The 23,360-nt window shown below is 73.5% G+C and carries 18 protein-coding genes and 1 pseudogene; 9 read left to right on the top strand and 10 right to left on the bottom strand.

The genetic code is table 11. The annotated features are described in order from the left end of the window. Positions 1–147: 147 nt before the first annotated feature. The 4 genes from BJ961_RS34005 to BJ961_RS33990 all read left to right on the top strand — a co-directional run bounded on the left by BJ961_RS34005 (position 148) and on the right by BJ961_RS33990 (position 5,377). The gene (locus tag BJ961_RS34005; protein ID WP_271416607.1) at positions 148–768 is read left to right on the top strand and encodes an eCIS core domain-containing protein; all 621 of its coding nucleotides are present in this window, start codon (positions 148–150) and stop codon (positions 766–768) included. 93 nt (positions 769–861) lie between these two features. Beyond that, the gene (locus tag BJ961_RS34000) at positions 862–2,298 is read left to right on the top strand and encodes a hydrolase (protein ID WP_271416606.1); all 1,437 of its coding nucleotides are present in this window, start codon (positions 862–864) and stop codon (positions 2,296–2,298) included. A 74-nt stretch (positions 2,299–2,372) separates the two neighbouring features. Next, the gene (locus tag BJ961_RS33995; protein WP_271416605.1) at positions 2,373–3,818 is read left to right on the top strand and encodes an RICIN domain-containing protein; all 1,446 of its coding nucleotides are present in this window, start codon (positions 2,373–2,375) and stop codon (positions 3,816–3,818) included. Between the two features lie 98 nt (positions 3,819–3,916). Then, complete coding sequence (locus BJ961_RS33990) at positions 3,917–5,377, top strand: RICIN domain-containing protein (RefSeq protein ID WP_271416604.1); 1,461 nt, start codon at positions 3,917–3,919, stop codon at positions 5,375–5,377. A 21-nt stretch (positions 5,378–5,398) separates the two neighbouring features. Here BJ961_RS33990 and BJ961_RS33985 read toward each other — a convergent pair whose 3' ends face one another. From BJ961_RS33985 to BJ961_RS33975, 3 genes are all read right to left on the bottom strand, one after another. Further along, the gene (locus tag BJ961_RS33985) at positions 5,399–7,444 is read right to left on the bottom strand and encodes an AAA family ATPase (RefSeq protein WP_381158786.1); all 2,046 of its coding nucleotides are present in this window, start codon (positions 7,442–7,444) and stop codon (positions 5,399–5,401) included. Beyond that, positions 7,441–8,118 (bottom strand): DUF4255 domain-containing protein, encoded by a 678-nt coding sequence (locus tag BJ961_RS33980; RefSeq protein WP_271416603.1) that lies wholly within the window; start codon positions 8,116–8,118, stop codon positions 7,441–7,443. Before BJ961_RS33980 ends, BJ961_RS33985 begins: the two co-directional genes overlap by 4 nt. 182 nt (positions 8,119–8,300) lie before the next feature. Next, a complete protein-coding gene (locus tag BJ961_RS33975) occupies positions 8,301–8,984 on the bottom strand; it encodes a helix-turn-helix transcriptional regulator (protein ID WP_271416602.1) in 684 nt (227 codons plus the stop codon). Positions 8,985–9,333: 349 nt separating this feature from the next. On the opposite strand from BJ961_RS33975, the pseudogene BJ961_RS36320 reads away from it, so the two are divergent. Beyond that, positions 9,334–12,596: pseudogene (locus BJ961_RS36320) on the top strand (AAA family ATPase). Between the two features lie 29 nt (positions 12,597–12,625). Here BJ961_RS36320 and BJ961_RS33960 read toward each other — a convergent pair. The 3 genes from BJ961_RS33960 to BJ961_RS33950 form a co-directional block, all read right to left on the bottom strand. Then, entirely contained in the window at positions 12,626–13,507 is an 882-nt protein-coding gene (locus tag BJ961_RS33960; protein ID WP_271416600.1) for an aminoglycoside phosphotransferase family protein, read from the bottom strand. 104 nt (positions 13,508–13,611) lie between these two features. Continuing rightward, on the bottom strand, positions 13,612–15,123 hold the full coding sequence (locus BJ961_RS33955; RefSeq protein ID WP_271416599.1) for an MFS transporter: 1,512 nt from the start codon (positions 15,121–15,123) through the stop codon (positions 13,612–13,614). Positions 15,124–15,202: 79 nt separating this feature from the next. Further along, positions 15,203–16,183 carry a zinc-binding dehydrogenase gene (locus BJ961_RS33950; RefSeq protein WP_271416598.1) on the bottom strand — a complete coding sequence of 327 codons (981 nt, stop codon included), beginning with the start codon at positions 16,181–16,183 and terminating at the stop codon, positions 15,203–15,205. Between the two features lie 145 nt (positions 16,184–16,328). Between BJ961_RS33950 and BJ961_RS33945 the strand changes: the two genes are divergently transcribed. Further along, positions 16,329–17,042, top strand: a complete 714-nt coding sequence (locus tag BJ961_RS33945; protein WP_271416597.1) for a pentapeptide repeat-containing protein — start codon at positions 16,329–16,331, stop codon at positions 17,040–17,042. 469 nt (positions 17,043–17,511) lie between these two features. Here the strand turns inward: BJ961_RS33945 and BJ961_RS33940 are convergent, their stop codons facing one another. Together BJ961_RS33940 and BJ961_RS33935 are read right to left on the bottom strand one after the other, a co-directional pair. After that, positions 17,512–17,970, bottom strand: coding sequence for a glycine-rich domain-containing protein (locus BJ961_RS33940; RefSeq protein ID WP_271417254.1), 459 nt, complete (start codon positions 17,968–17,970; stop codon positions 17,512–17,514). A gap of 154 nt (positions 17,971–18,124) precedes the next feature. Next, positions 18,125–18,505, bottom strand: a complete 381-nt coding sequence (locus BJ961_RS33935; RefSeq protein WP_271416596.1) for a DUF6415 family natural product biosynthesis protein — start codon at positions 18,503–18,505, stop codon at positions 18,125–18,127. A gap of 342 nt (positions 18,506–18,847) precedes the next feature. Here BJ961_RS33935 and BJ961_RS33930 point away from each other — a divergent pair, with 342 nt between their 5' ends. Next, a complete protein-coding gene (locus BJ961_RS33930; protein WP_271416595.1) occupies positions 18,848–19,450 on the top strand; it encodes a DUF5919 domain-containing protein in 603 nt (200 codons plus the stop codon). A 286-nt stretch (positions 19,451–19,736) separates the two neighbouring features. Next, positions 19,737–19,934, top strand: coding sequence for a hypothetical protein (locus tag BJ961_RS33925; RefSeq protein WP_271416594.1), 198 nt, complete (start codon positions 19,737–19,739; stop codon positions 19,932–19,934). Between the two features lie 6 nt (positions 19,935–19,940). On the opposite strand, the gene BJ961_RS33920 is transcribed toward BJ961_RS33925, so the two are convergent. Beyond that, positions 19,941–20,690, bottom strand: a complete 750-nt coding sequence (locus BJ961_RS33920) for a hypothetical protein (protein ID WP_271416593.1) — start codon at positions 20,688–20,690, stop codon at positions 19,941–19,943. Positions 20,691–20,712: 22 nt separating this feature from the next. After that, positions 20,713–21,219: a hypothetical protein gene (locus BJ961_RS33915; protein ID WP_271416592.1), complete on the bottom strand. Its 507-nt coding sequence runs from the start codon at positions 21,217–21,219 to the stop codon at positions 20,713–20,715. A 181-nt stretch (positions 21,220–21,400) separates the two neighbouring features. Between BJ961_RS33915 and BJ961_RS33910 the strand changes: the two genes are divergently transcribed. Then, positions 21,401–23,143, top strand: a complete 1,743-nt coding sequence (locus BJ961_RS33910; protein ID WP_271416591.1) for a protein kinase domain-containing protein — start codon at positions 21,401–21,403, stop codon at positions 23,141–23,143. Positions 23,144–23,360 lie beyond the last annotated feature (217 nt).

Below are 23,360 nucleotides of genomic sequence, written 5' to 3'. Positions count from 1 at the left end.
CCGTACGAGCGGTGTTCGCCCGTACGGCCGTGCCCTCAAGGCCTGCCCCCGCGGCCGTTGCGTCCGACGGCCCGTGAGGGTAGACCTGCGAGAAGCGTCGTCATCATGTACCGACCCAAGTACCCGCGTATCCGCCGAGGGAGCGTTGTGCGCACACACGGAACACAGGCTGCCCAACAGGCCGACAAGCAGGCCCCGGTCCGCCACTCCGCCGCGCCGGGCACCACGGCGGGCCGGATGCTGGCACTGCAGAGCCAGGCCGGGAACGCGGCGGTGTCCCGTGCCGTCCAGCGGGCCCGGCACGAACACGGCCCCGGCTGCGGCCACGGCCAGGAGGCGGCCGACACCGCCGACGTGCAGCGCAGGGTTTCGGCGGACAGCGGCTTCTTCGAGGAGCCGCGGGTCTCGGTGGACGACGCGATCAAGACGCCCGGCAAGCCGCTGCCGGACCGCATCCGCGAACCGGCCGAGCGTGCGTACGGGATGAGTTTCGGGCACGTCACGATGCACGACGACGCGGTGGCCCAGCGGTCGGCCATGGACCTCAACGCGATCGCCTACACCAGCGGCTCCCACATCGTCGCCCAACGGTCCCTGGACGACGCGACGCTCTTCCACGAGACCCATCACGTCTTCCAGCAGTCCCGGGGCAAGGTGGCCGGCACCAACAACGGGCACGGGGAGTCCGTCTCCGACCCGGGCCACTCCGAAGAGATCGAGGCCGGGCAGGCAGGCGAGCGGATGGCCCGGGGCGAATCCCCGATGTGACCGGTCCCGCCACCCGCCGGGCGTGCCCCTTGGGGCAATCGACTCTGCCCCGACTCCTGAGACAGGACCCGGGGCCCTCTCTAAGGTCGGCTCGTGAGCCTGTGGACTTCGCTGGAGCCCGCGTCCGCGACTGTGGACCCCGGCAGTAGTACGCGTGTGCGCCTGAGGGTGCGCAATACCGGTGACGTGGTGGACGAGTACCGGTTCGATCCGGTCGGGGACACGGCGCCCTGGACGACGGTCGAGCCGCCGACCCTGCGGCTGTATCCGGGGACGACGGGGACGGTGGAGCTGACGTTCGCCCCGCCGAGGACGCCCGACGCGGTGGCCGGCCCCAACCCGTACGCGGTGCGGATCACGCCGACGGAGCATCCGGACGCCGTGACGGTGCCGGAGGGCAACCTCACCATCACGCCGTTCACCGAGGTGCGGGCCGAGCTGGTCCCGCCGACGGTGAAGGGGCGGTTCCGGGGGCGTCCGAAGCTGGCGGTGGACAACCTCGGCAACACGAAGGTGACGGCGTCGGTCGCGGGCAGCGACAACGGCGACCACCTGTCGTACGAGCTGCGGCCGGGGAACGTGCAGATCGAGCCGGGGCGTGCGGCGTTCGTGGAGACGACGCTGAAGCCGAAGCGGGTCATCTGGTTCGGGTCGAAGGAGGAGCGGCCGTACACGCTGGCCGTGCGGCGTTCGGGGGTCGATCCCACCGAGGTCGAGGGGACGTACGTCCAGCGGGGGTTCCTGCCCCGGTGGCTCGCCACGTTCTTCGGGATCTTCGTCGCCCTGGCGATCGCGTTCGTGATGATCTGGATCGCCTACAAGCCCCAGGTCCGCACCAGCGCCACCGAGCAGACGCAGCAGGCCGGTGCCGCGCTCGCACCCAGCCCGAGCGCCACCCCCGAAACCCTGCCCAGCACGGCCGAGTCCGCGCCCGCCGACCAGCCCCAGGCGGAGCAGCCCGCGGTCACCCAGGAGCCGAAGGACGACGGCGACGGCGGGGGAGGCGACAAGGGCGACGGGGACAAGGGCGGCGGCGAGTCCAAGAAGCCCAAGCCTCCGGTACGCACCGCGGCCACGGCGGTGAAGGAGATCGCCGCCCGCAGTGAGGGCCGGCACATCTGCTACCGCGCCTACGTGGCGGACCAGGGCTGGCAGGCCCCGGTGTGCGACGGCGCCGAGGCGGGCACGGTCGGCAAGAACCTCCCGATCAAGGCGCTGAACATCGCCGTGTCCGGGACCAAGGGCGTGTCCGGCAACGGCGCTCACGTCGTCGAGGGATGGCTGACGGGCGGCGAGTGGGAGAGCGCCCCCGACAGCACCGACATGTACCTGGGCAGCACCAAGGAGGCGGTCTCGCCGATGGAGGGGTTCACCCTCAAGACCGTCGAAGGCGCCGTCTGCCCGAACACCCACGTCAAGGACAAGGGCTGGCAGAAGCAGGGCTGCACCGAGCCCGGTGACTGGCGGTACTTCGGCAGCAACATGGAGAACGACAGGCTTCAGCTGGAGGCCGTACGGATCACGGTGTGACGGCTCGTGCGAGGGCAACGCGGTTTGCCCTTGCGACTCCTGACGGGCCCTCCGGACGCGGGTAGCGTCGACGTGTGAGCCTTTGGACTTCCCTGGAGCCCGCGTCCGCCACCGTCGACCCCGGCAGCAGCACGCATGTGCGATTGCGGGTGCGCAACACCGGTGATGTCGTCGACGAGTACCGGTTCGAGCCGTTCGGGGAGGTGGCGCCCTGGATGACGATCGAGCCGCCGACCCTGCGGCTGTATCCGGGGACGACGGGCACGGTGGAGCTGACGTTCGCTCCGCCGAGGACGCCGGACGCGGTGGCGGGTCCGAATCCGTATGCGGTGCGGATCACGCCGACGGAGCATCCGGACGCGGTGACGGTGCCGGAGGGCAACCTCACGATCACGCCGTTCACCGAGGTGCGGGCCGAGTTGGTGCCGCCGACGGTGAAGGGCAGGTTCCGGGGGCGTCCGAAGCTGGCGGTGGACAACCTCGGCAACACGAAGGTGACGGCGTCGGTCGCGGGCAGCGACAACGGCGACCACCTGTCGTACGAGCTGCGGCCCGGCAACGTGCAGATCGAGCCCGGGCGTGCGGCGTTCGTGGAGACGACGCTGAAGCCGAAGCGGGTCATCTGGTTCGGGGCGAAGGAGGAGCGGCCGTACACGCTGGCCGTGCGCCGCTCCGGCGTCGACCCGACCGACGTGGAGGGGACGTACGTCCAGCGGGGGTTCCTGCCGCGCTGGCTCGCCACGTTCTTCGGGATCTTCGTCGCCCTGGCGATCGCGTTCGTGATGATCTGGATCGCCTACAAGCCGCAGGTCCGCACCAGCGCCACCGAGCAGACGCAGGAGGCGGGCGTCGCGCTGGCACCCAGCCCGAGCGCCACTCCCGAAACCCTGCCCAGCGCGGCCGACTCGCCCCCGGCCCCACCCGAGCAGCCGGCCGCCGAGGAGTCCAAGGACGAGGGCGGCGACGGTGACGGCGGCGGGGACGGGGACGGAAACGGCGGTGGAGGAGGCGGGGGCGGCAAGTCCGACAAGGAAGCGGACGTGGTCCCCGCCAGGAACATCATGCTGCGCAACGCCACCACCCACATGTGCGCCGACATCCCCGGCCGCGGCAAGGGCCAGGTCAAGGGAGTCGTGCAGCAGGCCAACTGCCACGAAGAGGGCGACAACGAGTACTGGCACCTCGAGGTGAGGTACGAGAAGGGCGGCCCGAACGGGGCCAAGCTCTTCCAGATCCGGAACGCCACGGACGACCTCTGCATGGACCTGGGGGAGTACGGGGCCCGTCCCGTCGGAACGCCGATCGCCGAGTTCCACTGCGACGGCACCAAGGCGGACAACCAGCTCTGGTGGGCCGACAAGCAGGAGAGCGGCCACTACTGGATCCGCAACTACGCCAGCAAGAACAAGTGCCTGAACGTGAAGGGCCAGAACGGCGGCACCGAGACCCCGCTGAACATCTCCGACTGCACCCTCACCGACGACCAGGAATGGGACATCGTCCGCCCCAAGAAGGGATGACGCCAAGGTCCGAAAAGTCGTGCGATCAGGCACCTCGGGGCAGCCGGAATGCCCCGAGTACCGCTGACGCGCGCGGAGTTGGCCCGTAGCGTCGGCGTGTGAGCCTGTGGACTTCCCTGGAGCCCGCGTCCGCGACTGTGGACCCCGGCAGTAGTACGCGTGTGCGCCTGAGGGTGCGCAATACCGGTGATGTCGTCGACGAGTACCGGTTCGATCCGGTCGGGGACGTGTCACCCTGGACGACGATCGAGCCGCCGACCCTGCGCCTGTATCCGGGGACGACGGGGACGGTGGAGCTGACCTTCGCCCCGCCGAGGACCCCCGACGCGGTGGCCGGCCCCAACCCGTACGCGGTGCGGATCACGCCGACGGAGCATCCGGACGCGGTGACGGTGCCGGAGGGCAACCTCACCATCACGCCGTTCACCGAGGTGCGGGCCGAGTTGGTGCCGCCGACGGTGAAGGGCAGGTTCCGGGGGCGTCCGAAGCTGGCGGTGGACAACCTCGGCAACACGAAGGTGACGGCGTCGGTCGCGGGCAGCGACAACGGCGACCACCTGTCGTACGAACTGCGGCCCGGCAACGTGCAGATCGAGCCCGGCCGTGCCGCGTTCGTGGAGACGACGCTCAAGCCCCGGCAGATCATCTGGTTCGGGTCCAAGGAGGAGCGGCCCTACACGCTGGCCGTGCGCCGCTCCGGCGTCGACCCGACCGAGGTCGAGGGGACATACGTCCAGCGCGGGTTCCTGCCCCGTTGGCTCGCCACGTTCTTCGGGATCTTCGTCGCCCTGGCGATCGCGTTCGTGATGATCTGGATCGCCTACAAGCCGCAGGTCCGCACCAGCGCCACCGAGCAGACGCAGCAGGCCGGGGTCGCCCTGGCGCCCAGTCCCAGCGCGTCCCCGGAACTCCTGCCCAGCACGGCCGAGTCCGCGCCCGCCGACCAGCCCCAGGCGGAGCAGCCCGCGGTCACCCAGGAGCCGAAGGACGACGGCGACGGCGGGGGTGGCGACAAGGGCGACGGCGGCAAGGGTGGCGGCGGCGGAGACAAGCCCGACCCGGAGCCCAGCCTGATCCCCGCCCAGAACATCCTGCTGCGGAACACCACCAGCCACATGTGCGCCGAACTCCCCGGCCGGGAGAAGGGCGAGATCAACGGCCCCGTCCAGCAGGCCGTCTGCGACGACACCGACGGGGACAACCAGATCTGGAACCTGGAGATGAAGTACGAGAAGGGCGGCCCCGGCGGGGCGCCGCTCTTCCAGATCCGGAACATCAAGGACCAGTTCTGCATGGACCTCCCCGACCACGGTGCCGCCGCCGTGGGGACGCCCGTCACCGAGTTCCACTGCGACAGCGACACCCCGACCGACAACCAGCTCTGGTGGGCCGAGAAGCAGGAGAGCGGGGCCTACTGGATCCGCAACTTCGCCAGCAACCAGAAGTGCCTCGGAGTGGAGGGCGCGAACGGCGGCGCCCTCTTCTCCAAGATGGTGCTCGACGACTGCAGCAGCGTCGACGACCAGGAGTGGGAGATCATCCACCCGAAGAAGGACTGACGGCTCAGGCGGTCCCGGCGGTCACCAGCCGCCTTCCCCCGGGACCAGCCGGCCGGCCTTGCGGTACTCACGGCGGGCGCCCTCCAGGAGGTCGTCCGCCGTCACCGTGTCGTCGCGCCCGGCGGCGAGGTAGGCGGCGGTGACCACGGCGCTGCGGATCGAACCGCCGGCCAGCTCGAACTCCCGGGCCAGCGGCTCCGGGTCGATGCCCTCGGCGGACGGGACCCGCGACAGGCCGTGCCGCCACAGCGCCAGACGCTGGTCGACGTCCGGGAACGGGAAGTCGACCACCAGGTCGAGACGCCGGGTGAACGCCTCGTCGATGTTGGCGCGCAGGTTCGTGGTGAGCAGGGCGATGCCGTCGAAGGACTCCAGCCGCTGGAGCAGGTAGGCGCTCTCCATGTTGGCGTACTTGTCGTGCGCGTCCTTGACCTCGGAACGCTTGCCGAAGACCGCGTCGGCCTCGTCGAAGAGGAGCACGGCGTCGGTGCGGTCGGCCTCCGTGAAGATCCGCTCCAGGTTCTTCTCGGTCTCGCCGACGTACTTGTCCACGACCGACGACAACTGCACCACGTACAGGTCGAGGCCCAGGTCGGCCGCGACCACCTCCGCCGACAGGGTCTTGCCGGTGCCGGACTCGCCCGCGAACAGGCCGAGGACGCCCCGGCCGCGTCCGCCGCCCGCGCTCAGCCGCCAGTCGCCCAGCACCCGGTCGCGGTGGCGGGCGCGCAGCGCCAGTTCGCGGAGCTGGACGAGCGGCTTGTCGGGCAGCACCAGGTCCTGCCAGTCCACCGCGGGCCGGATCCGCCGGGCGTGGCGTTCCAGGCCCGAGGCGGACTGCCGGCGGGCGGCGAGCCGGACGTGTTCGGCGGTGACCGGGGTGCCGTCGAAGACGGCGAGGGCGCGGGCGGTGAGCGCGGCCCGCTGGATGCGGTCCCCGCCCAGCCGGTACGGGGCGACGGCCGAGGCCAGGTCGAACCCGTCGGCGTCGGCGCCCAGCGCGGCCCGCCAGGCGGGGGCACCGCCGGCCCGGCGGGCCGGTGCGTCCAGGACCAGCGGGTCGGTCGGGGACCAGTGCGGGTCGTAGGGGCGGGGGTCGGTCATCAGCACGGTCACGTCGGTCGCCGCGGTCAGCGCCCGCACCAGCGGCCCCGGCTTCTCGGGCAGGCCCGACACCACGACCGCCCGGCCGCCGAGGCGGGCCTCGCGCAGCAGCTCCGGGACGTGGTCCTCGGGCCCGGTGCAGCGCAGCGCGTCGACGCCCGCGGCGGCCAGGACGTGGGAGAGGGCGGCCAGGCCGTCACCCTCGCGTGTCTCGCGCAGGTAGGCGGTGAGGGGGCCGTCGTGCAGCCGGGCGGCCAGTCGGCGGACGAAGTCCTCGGCGTCGCCGGTGACGGGCAGCGGCTCCGGCATCGGGAGCAGCAGGTCGAGGAGCGCGGCGTCCGGGGTGTCGTCGCCCAGCAGATGGCCGATCAGCCGGTCCGGGACGCGCAGCGAACGGGTCAGGAAGGGACGTTCGGGCTCCTCCACCTCCAGCAGGCCCAGGGCGCGCAGCGGCGCGGAGGCGTGGAAGCGGGCGCGGGCCCCCTGGAAGTGCGCCGGGACCCCGCACAGTTCGAGGGCGAGACTCACCGTGGCGCGGCGGCGGCTCACGTCGTTGTTGAGGTAGCCGTACAGCGGCTCGAAGGTGCGGTCGATGTCCGGGGCGAGGGCGACGAGCAGGACGGTGGAGTCCAGCTCGGTCAGCCGGGCGCGTCCGGCCAGCGGAGCCAGCCGGTCCCCGGGGCGGGCCGGACCGGAGCCGGGCTCGGCGGCTCCCGCGGCCCCGGCGTCGTCGCCGGACGGCCAGGTGCGCAGCAGGTGGTGGACGGCCTCGTCGGACAGGTACAGGCCGCGCAGCGGATCGTCGGCCGTGGGGTCGTCGCCGCTGCGGTCCTCGACCAGCGCGGTCACCCGGGCCCGCAGGCCGTCGAGGCGGGCGAGCAGCGCCCGGGCGGGGTCGCCGGACGCGTCGGGCGCCGTGGCGTCGGGGGCGGCGGCCGGGCTCTGGGCGTAGGGGGCGTTCACCGTCGTCCCGTGCGGCGGTCCGTCGCGTCCTTGCGGGCGGCACGGGCCGCCGCCACCTGGTGCGGCCGGTGCGAGCGTCCCTCGGACATCGGCGGGTCGCCCTCGATGCCGCCGATCATCACCGTCGCGCCCTCGGTGACCGCGGGCCCGGCCTCGTAATCCGGGAAGGCCGGGAAGGGCACGGTCACGACCAGGTCGAGCGAGGGCTTCAGCTCGCCGCCCAGGGCGGACCAGATCTCGGCGAAGGACCGGGCCTCCGTCTGGGTGCCGGCCACCGTCACCGTCACCGAGAGGCCCAGCGCGCCGATCGCGGCGGGGAGTTCGGAGGGGGGTAGGGTCTCGCGGGGCAGCAGGGTCGCCAGCGCGGCCGACAGCAGCCGGTGTTCGTCCTGCGGCGTCTTCGTCCAGGCGGTCACCAGGTACGACAACCGGAACCAGCGAGGCGGCCTGCGCCGCTTGACGACGATGTCGTCCTGGTCGCGCACGGACATCTGACCGCGCTGCCGACGGCCCACGTCCTCACGGATGTCGTACAAGTACGTGTTGATCACGGGGGCGTTGCGCCGGGCCGCCCAGTCGCGGGTCGGCGCCTCGAAGGCCACGTCGATGCCCGAGCCCGTCAACGCCCCTCCCTTGAGGAGGGCCTTGAGGACCTCGTCCACCTCGTGGATCACGCTCGTGCTCCCGCTCTGCCCGTACTCGTGGCCGTACGCGCGCCCGTGCGCCCGTCACCGCCGCCACCTGTCACCGATCGTGCCCCGGGTGCTTCCCGGCCCGCACGCGTGCCGGGGACGACGCTCGGGCACGACGCCCTGCCCGAGCGGCCCAGGGGGACCGCTCTCGATTGCCCCTTCGGTCAGATGTAGCCTTCCCGCAGGGCATAGGCCACGGCGTGCGCGCGGTTGCGCAGATGCAGCCGCGTGGTGAGTCCGTGCATCACGTTCTTCACAGTGCGTTCGGAGTAGGACAACTTGCCGGCGATCTCTCCGGTGTCGAGACCCTCGGCGACCAGCCGCAGGACGTCCACCTCTCGGGGTGCGAGGCCCAGCGAAGGGGCGCCGGGGCGTCCCGCCGCGCCCCGGTGCAGGGTGCCGACCTGGCTGATGAGCCGCCCCAACAGGTCCGCGGGCAGGTCGCCGTCGCCGCGCGAGGCGGCCAGTACGGCCTGCACCAGCCGGTGCGCGGTGGCCTCGTGCCGCCAGACGATGGCGCCGACCCCGCACTCGACGACGTCGAGCAGTTCGCTCTCCCGGATCGCGCCGACCACGAGCACGGCGCGCGCGCCCTCGCTGCGCACGATCCGGCGCAGCCGGGTGAGCGCCGCGTCGTCGAGCGCGTCCTCGATGAGCAGGGCCACCGTGCCGGGGCCCGACTCGTCGCGCAGGTCGATCTCCGGATGCCGGCGCAACTGGCTGACCGCGCCCTCGCGGCTGATCGGGTCCGGAGCGGACACCGCCACCGGGACGCGCCGGTCGGGGACGCCGACGGCCCCGTCGGAGCCGCGGGTGGATGTGGTGGTGTTCCGGGGTGAGTTGAGCAACCGTTTCCCCCCTGTTCACGTGCCCGCCGCCCGGCACAGGCCGGTAGCGGATGTGCGTGTTCCACACTTATGCGACTGCTGGGACTTCGCAATCGTGGAGCACCACGAGGCACACCACGAGACCAGTGCGCGGACCGCCACGAGCGGCCACCGAGCCAATGTTCCAGCAGGTCAGGGCGGCTCCCGAAGGGGTGAGGAGGTCCGTGGAGGCGGCCGCGCGCCACCGTGACGCGCGCCACTCCACACCACCCTTCGGAGCGGCCGTACGTCTCACACACCGGGCTCACACACCGGGCTCACGCACCGGGCTCACCGGACGGGGGAGCACCATCCACCACAGGAGGCACCGATGACCGGACCGCTCCGTGAACGCGACGACGCGCACGCGCTCCTCGTCGCCGAGACCGAGCGCGCACGGGCCGGCACCGGCCGCCTCGTCCTGCTGCGCGGCGCCGGCGGCACCGGACGCACCGCCGTCCTGGAGACGGCGGCCCGGCACGCCGCGGACCGCGGCCTGCGGGTGCTGCACGTGCGCTGCTCCCCCGAGGACACCGCGGTGCCCCTCTCCATGGTCCGCCACATCCTCGGCCCGGTACCGGAGTTCACCGACACGGCACCCGACGGCGACGACCGGGTCAGCGCGGCCCGGCTGTGGCGGCTGCTGCGCTCGTACGCCGCCGACGGCCCGGTCCTGGTGGCCGTCGACGACGTCCACCTCGCCGACGACTCCTCGCGCCGCTGGCTGGTGGAGGCGGCCCGGCACGTCGACCGATTACCGGTACTGCTGGTCGCCACCGAGCGCAGCCAGTACGACATCGACCCGCGGCCCGCCGGACTCACCCAGGCGCTGTCGCCGTCCCTCGTGCGCACCCACACCCTCGCCCCGCTCAGCGACGCGGCCGCGGCCGGGCTGGTCCGCGCCGCCTTCCCGCACGCCGGCGAGCGGTGGACGGCGCAGTGCGTACGGGCCGGCGCGGGCAGTCCGCTGCTGCTGCACGCCCTGCTGGACGACCTGGGCGGCACCCCCCACCCCGACGGCCTCCCGCCGGTACCGGACACCAGCGCCGAGCTGTACCCCGGGTCCTATCCGGCCGCCGTCTCCTGGTGGTTGAGGAGCGCCGGCCCCGACACCGCCGACGTGGCCCGGTGCCTGGCGGCCCTGGAACAGGCCTGGCCCGCGGGCCCGCCCGAGGCCGCGGCGACCGCGCCGGACCGCCGGGTCGAGCTCCGGCATGCCCTGCCGCACCCGGAGACGCCCCCGCCGGGCACGGCGCACCGGTACGCCCACCCGACCGGTGCCGCGCGCACCCGCCGCCCCGGGGACACCGCGCCCGGCTGCCGGGACACGGGGTACGCGGACGTCGGCCACGAGACGCGGACCGGATCGCCGTACGGGGCCCCGTACGCGCGGTGGCCGGCGCACCCCGCGATCGGGAGCCCCGACCCCTGGGCCGAGCCCCTGCAGTACGGCGGCCCCTACCCGCACCCCGCCGAACCGGCCGCCGGAGAGGCACGGGAGCGGTCGTACCCGGCCCCCGCCCTCCCGTACGACGGCCGGCCCGCCCCCGCGCACGGCGCCGCCTACGGCCGCACCGATCCGCCGCCGCACGCACCGGACCCGGCGACGCGCCGGCTCACCCCCTCGTCCCCGCCCGGGCAGGGAGCGGGGACCCGGTCGACGTGCTGGCCGACGCCGCCGGGGCCGATCCCGCACGGGTCGCCGGGTGGCTCGCCGCCATGACCCGGCTCGGTCTGCTGCGCCCCGACGCCGGCGGACGCCCCCGCTACGCCCACCCGCTGCTGCGCGACGCCGTGCTCAGCGGCTGGCCCCGGCCGCGCCGGGAGGCCGTGCACCGGGCGGCGGCGGAGGCGATGCTGCGCCGCGGCGACCGGGTCGAGGCCGTCGCCCGGCACCTGCTGCGCACCCCGGCCGTCGGCCTGACGTGGGCACTGCGCGTCCTGCGGGACTCCGTGACGGTCGCCGTGCACGACGCCCGGCCCGCCGACGCCGTCCGCTACCTGCGCCGCGCGCTGGACGAGCCGCTCCCCGACGACCTGCGCCAGCGTCTGCTGACCGAACTGGGCTCCCTGGAGTACGCGTCGGCCGACACCCCGGCCGCCATCGCGCGGCTCGCCGAGGCCCAGCACCTGCCCGCCGAGCCCCGCAACCGGGTGCGTACGGCCGTCGCCCTCGGCACCGCCCTGGCCGGACGCGGCGAGATCCGCACGGCGATGGAGGTGCTGCGCCGCACCGAGGGCAGGCTGTCCGGCCACCCGGGCCTGGCCCGCACCGTGCAGACCGCCGGCGCCCTGCTGTCCGACGACGACCTGGCGACCCGTCAGGAGGTGTACCGGTGGCTGTCCGAGACCGGCCGGGTCTCCCCGGAACTGGTCGGCACCGCCGGACAGGCCCTGCTGGTGCGGTACGCGGCGACCGCCGCGCTGATCTCCGCCGACGAGGCGATGGCCCGGGTGCGCGACCTGCTCGCCCAGCCCACCGACCCGCTCGCCGAACCCTTCCTCCTCGGCACGGCCGCCGCGGTCGCCCAGTGGGCCGACGCACTCGACGAGGCGGAACGGCTCGTGGAACGGGGCCTCGCCGGACAGCACCCCTCCCTGCTGCACCCGATGCAGCACGCGCTGCTCAACACCCGCGCCGACATCGTTGCCTCGCGCGGCGACCACACCCGGCTGCTCGCCCTCGCCGCCGACCCCGGACCCGGGCCCGGCCCCACCAACCGGGACGCCCACGCCCTGATGGCGCTCGTCCACACCGGCCGCACCGACGAGGCGCAGCGCTACGCCGACCGGTTCGACCTGCGCGAGGTGCCGGAGAACTGGGAGCTGAACCGCTACCTGTACGCGCGGGGCGTGCTGCGCGCCGCCACCGGCGACCCGGCGGGCGCGCTCCACGACTTCCTGGAGTGCGGGCGGCGCCAGTCGGCCCGCGAGGTGGTCAGCCCCGTCGTCACCCCGTGGCGGACCGCCGTCGCGGAGTGCCGGCTCGCGCTCGGCGGCGGCCCCGAGGCGCTGGCCCTGGCGACGGAGGAACTGCGGCTGGCCAGGGTATGGGGCACCCCGCGCACCGTCGGCCGGGCCCTGCGCGTGCTGGGCACCGCGACCGGCGGGCGACGCGGCCTCGAACTGGCCGAGGAGGCCGTACGGACCCTGCGGGACGCGCCCGTCGACACGGACATGGAGCTGATCCCCGCGCTGCTCGCCCAGGGCCGCCAGCTCCTCGCCGCGGGCGAACGCCAACGCGCCCGCGGCCGGCTGCGGGAGGCCGCCGACCTCGCCGAACGCAAGGGCGCCCTGCGGTGGCTCACCCTGGCCGGGCAGGCCCTGCGCGAGGGCGGCGCCCGGGGCGCCGTGGCGTCCCGCACCGGCGCCGAAGCGCTGACCGGCAGCGAGCGCCGGATCGCCGAACTCGCCGCGGACGGCCGCACCAACACCGAGATCGCCGCACTGCTGCACCTCGCCCGGCGCACCGTGGAGACCCACCTGACCAGCACCTACCGCAAGCTGCGGATACGGCGGCGGACGGAACTGCCGGGCGCGCTGGAGCGCGGCGGACGCCGGGAACGGGAACCGCACCCCGGCCACCGGGGCTGACGACCGCCGGGAGCGGCCGCACCCGGCGGTCACAGAGCGCGCAGCAGCCGCCCGATCTCCAACTGCGGGGTCTCCAGCGGATCGCCGTCCTCGACGTTCCACAGGCTGTTCTGCAGCACCCGGCCCAGGGACCAGGCGCGGGCCCGCTCCCGGTCGAGGCTGAGGACGTCGGTCATGGCGTCGAAGCGCCACCGGGTCTCGGCCGGGTTGTAGCGGTTGTCCAGGGCGGGCAGCAGGTCGAAGGCGGGATCGCCGGCCAGCGGCTTGGGGTCGATGGCGAGCCAGGGGGCGCGGTCTGCGGCCAGCACGTTCTCGTAGTGCAGGTCCCAGTGCAGCAGCCGGTCGCCCGGCTCGTCGGCGACCTCGCGCACCGCGGCGGCGCAGTCGGCGACCAGCCGCCGGTCCGCCGGGTCCGCGATGCGCTCCAGCGTCCCCGGCGTCCGCTCCAGCATGCGCCGCGCGATGTCCCCGAGCCGGCGCAGGCCGGACGGTGCGGGGGTCGCGGTGAGGTGGGCGAGCAGCCGGGCGAGGACGAGGACGGCTTCCCGGGAGTCCTCGACGTGGCTGAGCATGCGGCCGGAGTCCAGCCGCTCCAACAGCATGGTGCCGGTGGCGGCGTCGTGGTCGAGCAGCCGTACCGCGCCGTCCCCGTCCCACACGCGCAGCGCGACGGGCTCGCCCTCGCTCTCCTCGTCGAGGATCTGCAGCTTCAGTACCGCCTCGGTGCCGTCGCGGCACACGACCGGCAGCACCAGCGCCGCCCACCCGTGCATCGACGGCCCGTCGAGCCGCAGCTCCCACCGCTCGAGGAACCCCGCCGCCAGCACGGGCAGCCCCTCGACGAAGGCACGCCCCGCCTCCCCGTTGTACTTCGCCTGCGCGGCCGCGAGCCCCTCCGGTACGTCGATCACCCGCCCGACGCTACCGGCGCGGCACGGCCCCGGTCACGCGGATATCGCCGCCCCGGGCACCTTCCTGCCGGTGCGTCAGCGCGTTCCGGCCCACCCCGGCGCGATCAGCGCGCCGGTTCCGGCACCTGCCGCTCGGCCGGAGTGCCGTGCTTGGGCGCCTTCGCCGTCACCATCACCCCCGCGACGACGCCCGCCAGCAGCATCACGCCGGCCGCGACCCAGATGGCGACCGTGTAGCCGTGGACGACGCCCTCCCGGACGATCAGCTCCCGCTGGGAGGGATCGGTGAGGTGGGCGGTGATCCAGGACGCGCTGGTGCTCGTCGCGATGGTGTTGAGGAGCGCCGTGCCGATCGAGCCGCCCACCTGCTGCGAGGTGTTCACCGTCGCGGAGGTCACGCCGGAGTCCTTCGGGGCGACCCCGGCGGTGGCCGTGGAGAAGACCGGCATGAACGTCAGACCCATGCCGAGGCCCATCAGGAGCAGCGCGGGCAGGATCTCGGTGACGTACTCCGAGCGCACCGTCATCCGGGTGAGGATCACCATGCCGCCGGAGGCGAGGAGCATGCCGGGCACCATCAGCATGCGCGGGCTCACGTGCGGCAGCAGCCGGGCCGAGATCTGGGTGGAGCCCACGATGATCGCCGCGGTCAGCGGCAGGAACGCCAGGCCGGTGCGGACGGGGGAGTAACCCAGGATCTCCTGGAGGTAGTAGGTCATGAACAGGAACAGCCCGAACATGCCGATGACCGCCAGCATCATCGTCAGGAAGCAGCCGGCGCGGTTGCGCTCCCGGATGACGTGCAGCGGCAGCAGCGGTGTCCGCGCGCGGTTCTGCCACCACACGAAGCCCGCCAGGAGGACGACGGACAGCGCGAACAGGGCCAGCACCAGCGCGTCGGTCCAGCCGCGCGGCTGGGCCTCGCTGAAGCCGTAGACGAGGGCGACCAGACCGCCGCAGCCGAGGATCACGCCGGGCACGTCGAGACGGGCGTCGGCGTGACCGGGCCGGTCGTGCAGCAGGGCGAACGCGCCGATCACCGCGATGATCGCGATGGGGATGTTGACGTACAGGCACCAGCGCCAGTCCAGGTACTCGGTGAGCACGCCGCCGACGATGAAGCCGATCGCGGAGCCGCTGCCGGCCAGCGCGCCGTAGATGCCGAAGGCCTTCCCGCGTTCCCTCGGGTCGGTGAAGGTGGTCGTCAGCAGGGACAGCGCGGACGGCGCGAGCACGGCGGCGAAGACGCCCTGGAGCGCGCGGGCCCCGAACAGCATCACCGACGTGGTGGCGGCGCCACCGATCGCGGAGGCGGCGGCGAAGCCGATCAGCCCGATGACGAAGGTGCGTTTGCGCCCCACCAGGTCCGCGATCCGCCCGCCGAGCAGCAGCAGCCCGCCGAACGCCAGGGTGTACGCGGTGATCACCCACTGGCGGTTGGCGTCGGACATGTGCAGGTCGCGCTGTGCCGAGGGCAGCGCGATGTTCACGATCGTCGCGTCGAGGACGACCATCAGCTGGGCCAGGGCGATCACGACCAGCCCCCACCAGCGGTGGGGATCGGCCGTCGCGGGCGCGGCCGGCCCGCCTGTCCGACCTGTCCGGGAGCCACTCATTTCGCCAGAAGACCATGATTCCGGACGGGTCGCATCCCGTTGTCCGAGCCGCCGCGCGGATCGGTTCGCCGGCCGCCGGTCATGGTTCGAGGACCACCTTCCCGGTCGTCCCCCGGTTCTCCAGGGCGCGGTGCGCGGCGGCGGCGTCGGCGAGCGGGAAGCGCCGCACGGCCGGGACCAGCCGGCCCGCGGCGGCCTCGCCGAGGGCCCGCAGTTCGAGGGTGCGCACGGGGTCGGCGCCGCCGGCCCGCTCCATCATGACCGGGCCGAGGACCTGCTGGGAGACGCCGTCGACGAGGTACGGGGTGCCGTCGTGCAGGCCCGTGCCCGACCAGCCGAACACCAGGTGCCGGCCGCCGGGGCCGAGCAGGGCGACCGCCTCGCGGGCGACGTCCCCGCCGACGCCGTCGAAGACGACGGTGGCCGCCCTGCCGCCCAGGTGGGCGCGGACCCTCGCCGGCCACCGGGGGTCCTGGTAGTCGACGGCGAGGTCGGCGCCGTTCGCGGCGACGAGCGCGGTCTTGTCCGGACCGCCCGCGAGGCCGACCACCGTGGCGCCGGCGTTCTTCGCGTACTGCACCAGCAGCGTGCCGACGCCGCCCGCGGCAGCCGGGACCACGGCCACCGAGCCGGGTCCGAGGTCGGCGAACTGCAGGATCCCCATCGCCGTACGCCCCGTGCCGACCATGGCGACGGCCTGGGCGAAGTCCAGGTTCGCGGGGATCTCGTGGACGCGGGCGAGGTCCGTCACGGCGAGTGCGGCGTAGCCTCCCGGGGCGAAGCCGAGGTGGGCGACGACGCGCCTGCCCAGCCAGCTCTCCGGCGTGCCCTCCCCGAGCGCGTCGACGAGGCCGGCGACCTCGCGGCCGGGGATCGTGGGCAGCTCCGCAAGCGCGGGCGCGGGCCCCTGGACGCCCTCGCGCAGGGCGGTGTCCAGGAGGTGGACGCCCGCCGCACGGACGGCGACCCGGACCTGGCCGGGGCCCGGCGCCGGGTCCTCGACCACGTCCAGGACGAGGTTCTCGGCGGGGCCGAAGGAGTGCAGTCGGACGGCGTACATGGCGGAACCCCCAGGGTGAGGAACGGAGCGGTCGCGGACCCCACCCAACGACCTCGAGCGGGCTTGAGGTCAAGCCCGCGCCATCCGGGCGAGCCCAGGCCGAGCACGCGGCGGGGTTGTCAGTGGTCGGGTGCAGCATGGACCCATGGCGAGGAGAACGACGCGAACGGCGGGCACGGCGGGCGGGCGCGGCACGACGACGGTACGAGGGGCGAGACGCCCGGAGCTGCGCCTGCCGCCCCTCACGCCCTACGAGGACGACGGCGGCCTGGAGCCGGACGGGGACTACGACGCGCTGGACTTCCGGGAGACGGACCTCACCGGCCGGGACGGCGCGGGCGCGCGCTTCATGGACTGCGCGCTGACGGGGTGCGTGCTGGACGAGGCGTCACTGCGCGCCGCCCGGCTGCTCGACACCCGCCTCACCGGCGTCCGGGGCGTCGGCACGAACCTCGCGGAGGCGACCCTGCGCGACGTGGAGCTGCTCGACGCCCGCCTCGGCGGCACCCAGCTGCACGGTGCGGTGCTGGAGCGGGTCCTGATCCGCGGCGGCAAGATCGACTACCTCAATCTGCGCCGGGCCCGCCTCAAGGACGTCGTCTTCGAGAGCTGCGTCCTGGTCGAGCCGGACTTCGGGGGCGCCCGCCTGGAGCGGGTCGAGTTCGTGGACTGCGCCCTGAAGGACGCGGATCTCAGCGCCGCCACCCTCACGGACGTCGACCTGCGCGGGGCCGCGCCGCTGGAGCTGGCCCGGGGCGTGGACCGGCTGTCGGGGGCGGTGATCAGCCCGGCCCAGCTCCTCGACCTGGCACCGGTGCTGGCGGCGGAGCTGGGGGTGCGGGTGGTGGGGGAGGAGTAGAAGACCCGCCCCCGGTCCCCGCCAGCACTTTGGCGAGGACCGGTTACTCAAGGGTGATCGTGGGCGCAGGTCACCCGTGGAGCTTGGCGAACTCCACGAGACCGGCGAACCCATCACGACTCCTCCGGCTCGCTCCGGGGAGTCCGGCCCTCGCGGGGACCTCCGCTCACGCACCGCTCACGCAACCCCTTGGAGTACCGCGCGGGTTGACCTGCGCAGATTCCATTGCCCCGCACTCCCCCGCTCACCACAAGGGGTAGACGTGAAGCGGCCCCGGACCGACGACGGGGGACGTCGATCCGGGGCCGCGATGAGCGGTCAGGGCTTGGGCGGGGACACGAATCCCCGGACAGGCCGCTGCTCCTTCGGGTCACGCGTGGCGGGCTGCTGCGAGCGTCTCCACGCTGCCACCAGTTCCGCGTAGCGCGGGTTGATCCATTCGGACACGGTGCCTCCCTTCACGGGCAGGCTACGCCGCCCCGGGCTTCGGCTTCGGCGTGATGATGATGGTGCACTCGGGCGCGTGCTGGCACTTCGCCGCCACGGAGACGAGGGTCTCGTCGGAGGGCGGCCCCCACAGCTCCGGGTCTGCCTCCCAGCCGAGTGCCGCGATGGTCTCGCGGGTCCGGTCCAGGATCGGCGGGTCGTAGCTGGTGGGGTCGTAGCCCGGGGAGTGGTGCACGAAGGTGCCTTCGCCGCCGAGCCGCTCGCACAGGCCGGCGTACATGTGGGTGTGCAGGATCAGTGCGTGCCAGCCCTCGTCGACGATCCGCGACGGGGCCAGGCCCACGCCCGGGTTGGTCGCGCAGACGGCCACGAACTTGAGGCCCTCGTCGACGATGCGGCCGGCCATGTCCTCGGCCATGTCCGGGTTGGCGTCCATGACGGTGCCGCGGACGCTGGCGAACTGCTGGTCGGTGATGAGCATGCGCACGAGGGCGGGCAGCGCCAGGGCGGGCGGTGGGGTCGGGCCCGGAGGTATGGTCACGGGATCTCCTTCGCTCGTTGCGGATGGGGATGGCCCGCCCGGGTCGGGGCACCTTGCCGGGTCTGCCCGGCCTGGGCGGGAGTCTGTGGGTGGCCTACGACGCGCGACCCAGGGCCTGGTGGTGGTCGGCGAGGGCGTTCGCGGTGCGGGCCATACGGACGGCGACGGACAGGCGCACCCGGTCGGTGTCGCCGTCGCCGAGGCGGAGCCGCATGCGGGCCTCTCCGATGCACGCCAGTGCGCACGCCCGGGGAACGTCGTCCTTGGGCAGTGCTCGGGTGAGGGCCTCCACCGCGGGGATCAGCCCGGCGATGTCCTCGCGCAGCCGAGCGGTCATCTCTGCGACCTCCGCGGCCTCGAATGACTCGGCGTCAGCCGCGAGCAGCCGGCGTGCCGTGGCGCGGACCGTGGCGATGTCCGGCGGGGCCGAGGTTGTCCCCGCTTCGTTGGCGGCCGGGGTTGTAGCGTTTGCCATGTCGGCGCTCCTTGCAGCGTTGGCCACGCCCCGGGGCCGTTCGCGCGGTCGCCGGGGTCTTCCAGCCCATCGTGATGCCCCATCAGGCCCTAATCGGCGCGGGCGGGCAGACAGTTGGGGCGTAAGGGCGCTAGCTTCGAAAGCGTCCAAACGTCCGCAGGGGGAGCCTTGAATACGGCCTTACGATCAGCTATGGATTCCGCCGGGCTCTCGCCGAGGCAGCTCGCGCTTCGCGTCGGTGTCTCGGGGAAGACGGTGGAGCGCTGGATCGCCGACGACGAGCTGATCCCGCACGCACGGAACAGGGAAGACGCATCGCAGGCGTTGGGAGTTGAGTCAGACATGCTGTGGCCCAAGGCCGTCAGGGACCGGCTGAAGACGGGCGGGGACCGCGAAGTCGTCCAGACGTACCCGTACCGATCTGCCTGCCCGTCGACAGTCTGGGCAGGGCTGATCGCTGACGCGTCCGAGGAGCTGCTCTTCGCCGGGTACACCAACTACTTCCTGTGGACCCAGGTACCGGCGATCGCGGCGGCGCTGCGGCAGAAGGCGGCGGCCGGGTGCCGGGTGCGGTTCCTGCTCGGCGACCCCGACGGCGACGTCACCAGGCAGCGAGAAGCCATCGAGGGTGTGGCGCTCACGGTGTCCACCCGCATCCACATGTCCTTGGAAGAGCTGGCCAAGCTAGCTGACGTTCCGCAGATCGAGGTGCGCTACTCGGCGGCCGAGGATGCAGTGAACCACGTGAGCCTGTCCGTCTTCCGCTTCGACGACCAGGCGCTGATCACCCCGCATCTGGCGCGCGTCGTCGGCCACGACTCCCCGCTGATGCACGTGCGGCGCCGAGCGCAGGGCGGACTGTTCGACCGGTTCTCCGAGCACGCCGAAGAGCTGTGGGGCCGAGGTATGCCGGTTCCCGGCGTCGTCGTCCCCGATCAGGCGTAGGGGTCCCGCTCTCACCGAAACCCCTGGACGCACGAAAGCGGCCCCGCCCTCGCCGAGGACGGCACGGCGAGCGGTGCCGTCCTCGGCGGACAGGTCTCGTTCATGCTCGCCCGCCCCCACCTTCCGCCCCCGCTCGGCATCCTTCCGAACCTCGGCGAGGGCGATGCGGTGCCCGCCGAACTCGGCGCGGACGTACTCGACGACTGGACCGCCCGGTTCGTCGCGCAGTTCGCCGCACCGCGCGCAGCGGCTCACACTGGAACGGAACGGCAGGACAGGACACGTCGTGATCGACGTGGCCGCCGCGACTTGGGCGGTCCTCTTCCGGGACGGTGCACGGTGGGTGGTGCGACAGGGCGGCCCGGCGCGGCTGTGGGACGAGATCACCGAGCGCCCTGCGCGGTGGCGGGCCGACGGGCGCCCGTCGGCCGACCGCATGCGGCTGCACGGCGGCCCCGGTGGACAGAATCTCACCTGGGTGTGACCGCTGTCAGACGTCGCCCTCGTTACCGGTCGAGGCCGAGATGTTCCGTGTGGGCACCTTCGCTTCGGTGAGGGCACGCTGCCTGAGGTCGCCGAACAACACCATCGTGGTGGCGGCCAGGACGTCGTCCCTGCCGACGGTCCGCCGGTCTCCCGTGCGGGTGGACAGGGCCCCGAGGACATCCTTGGGGAACGGGAGCGCGGCCGCTTCGTCCGGCGTCCCCAGGATGACGGTGCCGAAGCGTTTGACCCCGCCCTCGCGGACGACCACGGCCGCGCCCCGGGCGAGGTCCGTCAGGAATACGCTCGCGATGCCGTCCAGGTCGCGGACCATCGCCGGGACGGCCGTCGCACCCCGGCTCCGCAGCAGCTTCCTGACCCCCGCCTCGAACCGGTGGGCTCCGGCCACGGCACTTGGGGTGCGCGTCCCCCTGCGCTGACGAAGGGGGACGAGGACACCGTCGGCGTCGTACAGGTCACCGGTCCGGCATCGGAACGTCGGGCTGTGTTCGTACCACGTGCCCCCCACTTCCAGCTCGACGTCGCGGTCGGTCGCCGAGATCAGGTCCCCGGGTATCAGCTTCCTCCGGGACTGCTCCGCCGCCGCTCTCCTCGCGCCGTCGACGATCTCCGTCAGCACCGTCCGCGTCACCGACGCGGCGGCCCACGCGGCCGACCGGGAGACGTGCAGCGGGGTCACGTCCCGGAACACCGCTTTGACGAGGGAAGGCTTGAACGGCGCGGGCTGTGCGGTCATCGGAAGTGACGCTCCTTGTTGTCTAGTCGGAGGGCATCCGCGGGAAGCGGGCCTGCAGGGACCAGACGGCCGGGTTGTCCGCGAGGTCCTCGTGGAGGTCGGTGAGGTCGGCGAGCAGGTCGTGCAGGAAGTCCCGGGCCTCGCGGCGCAGTTCGGTGTGGGGGAAGGAGAGCGGGGGTTCGTCCGCCGACAGCCACTCCGCCTCGATGTCGACCCAGCCGAAGCGGCGCTCGAAGAGCAGGCGGTCGGTGGACTCGGTGAAGTCCAGCTCCGCCCGCTGCGGCCGGGCGGCCCGGGAGCCCGCCGGGTCCCGGTCGACGTGCTCGACGATGTCGCACAGCGCCCAGGCGAAGTCGAGCACCGGCACCCATCCCCAGGCTGTGGACAGCTCCCGGTCCGCCTTGGTGTCGGCGAGGTACACGTCCCCGCAGAACAGGTCGTGGCGCAGCGCGTGGACGTCCGCGCGGCGGTAGTCCGTCTGCGGCGGGTCCGGGAAGCGGGTGGAGAGGGCGTAGCCGATGTCGAGCACGCAGGTGATGGTGTCACGAACCAGGGCGCCGAGACGGACGGGTCCGCGGCCGCGGTCGTGGCCGCGGGTCCGGATGGGGTCAACCGCGCCGGGAGCACCGGCTTTTCCACCCGTCATTCCTTGTCTCTATCCTCGTCCCAATCCCGGTGCGCACGGTGTCGTCGGGGGAGAGGGAGCAGGCATGGACGGGTTGATTCCGGATGATCCCGAACGGATCGGCAGGTACCGGTTGCTCGGCAGGCTCGGTGAGGGCGGCATGGGCCGGGTGTACCTGGCGCGCTCCGACCGGGGCCGGACGGTGGCCGTCAAGACCGTCCGGGAGGAACTGGCCCGCATGCCGGACTTCCGACGGCGTTTCGCGCAGGAGGTGCGGGCGGCGCAGCGCGTCGGCGGTGAGTGGACCGCGCCGGTGCTGGACGCCGACACCGACGCACCCACCCCCTGGGTCGCCACCGGGTATGTCGCCGGGCCCTCGCTCGCCGAGGTCGTCGACCGGCAGTACGGGCCGCTGCCCTCCCCCACCCTGCGGGTGCTGGCGGCGGGCCTGACGCGGGCGTTGCAGGCCATCCACGGCGCAGGCCTGGTCCACCGCGACCTCAAGCCCTCCAACGTCCTGGTGACCATCGACGGCCCCCGCGTCATCGACTTCGGCATCGCCCGCGCCCTGGACGCCTCCACGCAGTCCGCGGAGGGGCTCACCAAGGCTGGCGCCGTCGTGGGGTCGCCCGGCTTCATGTCCCCCGAGCAGGTGCGCGGCGAGAAGGTGTCGTACGCGAGTGACGTCTTCTGCCTCGGCGCGGTGCTGGCCTACGCGGCGACCGGCCGGATGCCCTTCGGCACCGACGAGGGCGGGCTGCACTCGCTGCTCTTCCGCATCGCGACCGAGGAGGCGGACCTGACCGGGGTTCCGGAACACTGGCAGGGTGTCGTCTCGGCCTGTCTGGTGAAGGAGCCCGAGAAGCGCCCCACCCCCGAGGAGCTGCTGACGTCGATCGAGGACGTGGCGGGCGCGGACGCCGCACCGGGCGGCGCCTGGCTGCCCGGCGAGGTGCTGGCGGAGCTGGGCCGGCACGCCGTGCAACTCCTGGACAGCGAGGACCCGGAAGACCGTGTCCCGGTCGGGGCGCCCGTCGCGGGCTTCGGCCCGCCGCCCTCCCCGTACGGTCCGGCGACGCCCCCGTGGCAGCGCCCCTCGCCGTTCGCGGCGGGGCCGGGCCCCGCCCAGCCCTCGCCGTACTCCACCCCGGCGCCCGGGGCGGGCCCCGTCGCCCCTTCGCCGTACGCCCCGGCGCCCGCGCGCCCGGTGAAGGGTCTGGCCACGGCGCTGAACGTGCTGCTCATCCTGTTCACCGTGCCCGTGCTGTTCAACTTCAACATCCTCATGGAGGCCTACAGCCGGCTCGACGGGCGGCCGGGTTCGTCGCCCACCCACGCCATCGACGGCTTCGACACCCTGCAGTTCACGAGCTTCGCGGCCGACGCCCTGTCCCTGCTGGTGCTCCTGGCGACGGCGGTCGTCTGGGCGTGCTGGTTCAGCCGCGCGCGGCAGAACGCCGACACCTTCGCGCCGGGCCGCGTCCGCTACGGTCCCGGCCTGGCGGGCGGCTCCTGGTTCATCCCGGTCGTCAACTTCTTCATGCCCAAGCAGATCGCCAACGACATCTGGACGGCGACGACCGGCCGTCCGGCCGGCGCCGGCCGGTGGCTGATGCACACCTGGTGGTGGCTCTGGGTCGCCCACCTCACGATGGACCTGAGCCAGTTCAACAGCTGGGACGAGGAGCGGACCGCCACGGCCGCCAAGGACACCATCGTCACCGCCCTGAGCGGTGACGTCGTGGCCGTCGTGAGCGCCGTGTTCGCCGTGCTCTTCGTCTCCCGGCTCACCTCGCTCCAGCGGAACCGGGCCGCCGGGAACGCCTGAACGCCGCGCGGACGCGCTCCGCCGGGTACCGCGGCCCGGCGGACCGCGTCCGCACGGCAGCGCGCGACGGCGCGACCGGGCCCTCGACCCGCTGGTCGGCCGCGAGAAGCCCGACTCCACGGGCAGCGGCGGCGAAACGGCGACCACCGAGATGCCCGCCCTCCGCGCCGAGCACGGCGACCCGGACCGGACCCGGGCACCACGGCCATGACGGCCG

The organism is Streptomyces lienomycini (assembly GCF_027947595.1).
Classification (GTDB): Bacteria; Actinomycetota; Actinomycetes; order Streptomycetales; family Streptomycetaceae; genus Streptomyces; species Streptomyces lienomycini.
Note: the sequence above shows the minus strand (reverse complement) of the source record. Positions and strands in the feature narration are given on the sequence as shown.

Excerpts from the sequence above, each read along its gene's own strand:
- BJ961_RS33955 (WP_271416599.1), bottom strand. The coding sequence starts at position 15,123 with ATGAGTGGCTCCCGGACAGGTCGGACAGGCGGGCCGGCCGCGCCCGCG.
- BJ961_RS33950 (WP_271416598.1), bottom strand. The coding sequence starts at position 16,183 with ATGTACGCCGTCCGACTGCACTCCTTCGGCCCCGCCGAGAACCTCGTC.
- BJ961_RS33945 (WP_271416597.1), top strand. The coding sequence starts at position 16,329 with ATGGCGAGGAGAACGACGCGAACGGCGGGCACGGCGGGCGGGCGCGGC.
- BJ961_RS33940 (WP_271417254.1), bottom strand. The coding sequence starts at position 17,970 with ATGCTCATCACCGACCAGCAGTTCGCCAGCGTCCGCGGCACCGTCATG.
- BJ961_RS33935 (WP_271416596.1), bottom strand. The coding sequence starts at position 18,505 with ATGGCAAACGCTACAACCCCGGCCGCCAACGAAGCGGGGACAACCTCG.
- BJ961_RS33930 (WP_271416595.1), top strand. The coding sequence starts at position 18,848 with ATGCTGTGGCCCAAGGCCGTCAGGGACCGGCTGAAGACGGGCGGGGAC.
- BJ961_RS33920 (WP_271416593.1), bottom strand. The coding sequence starts at position 20,690 with ATGACCGCACAGCCCGCGCCGTTCAAGCCTTCCCTCGTCAAAGCGGTG.
- BJ961_RS33910 (WP_271416591.1), top strand. The coding sequence starts at position 21,401 with ATGGACGGGTTGATTCCGGATGATCCCGAACGGATCGGCAGGTACCGG.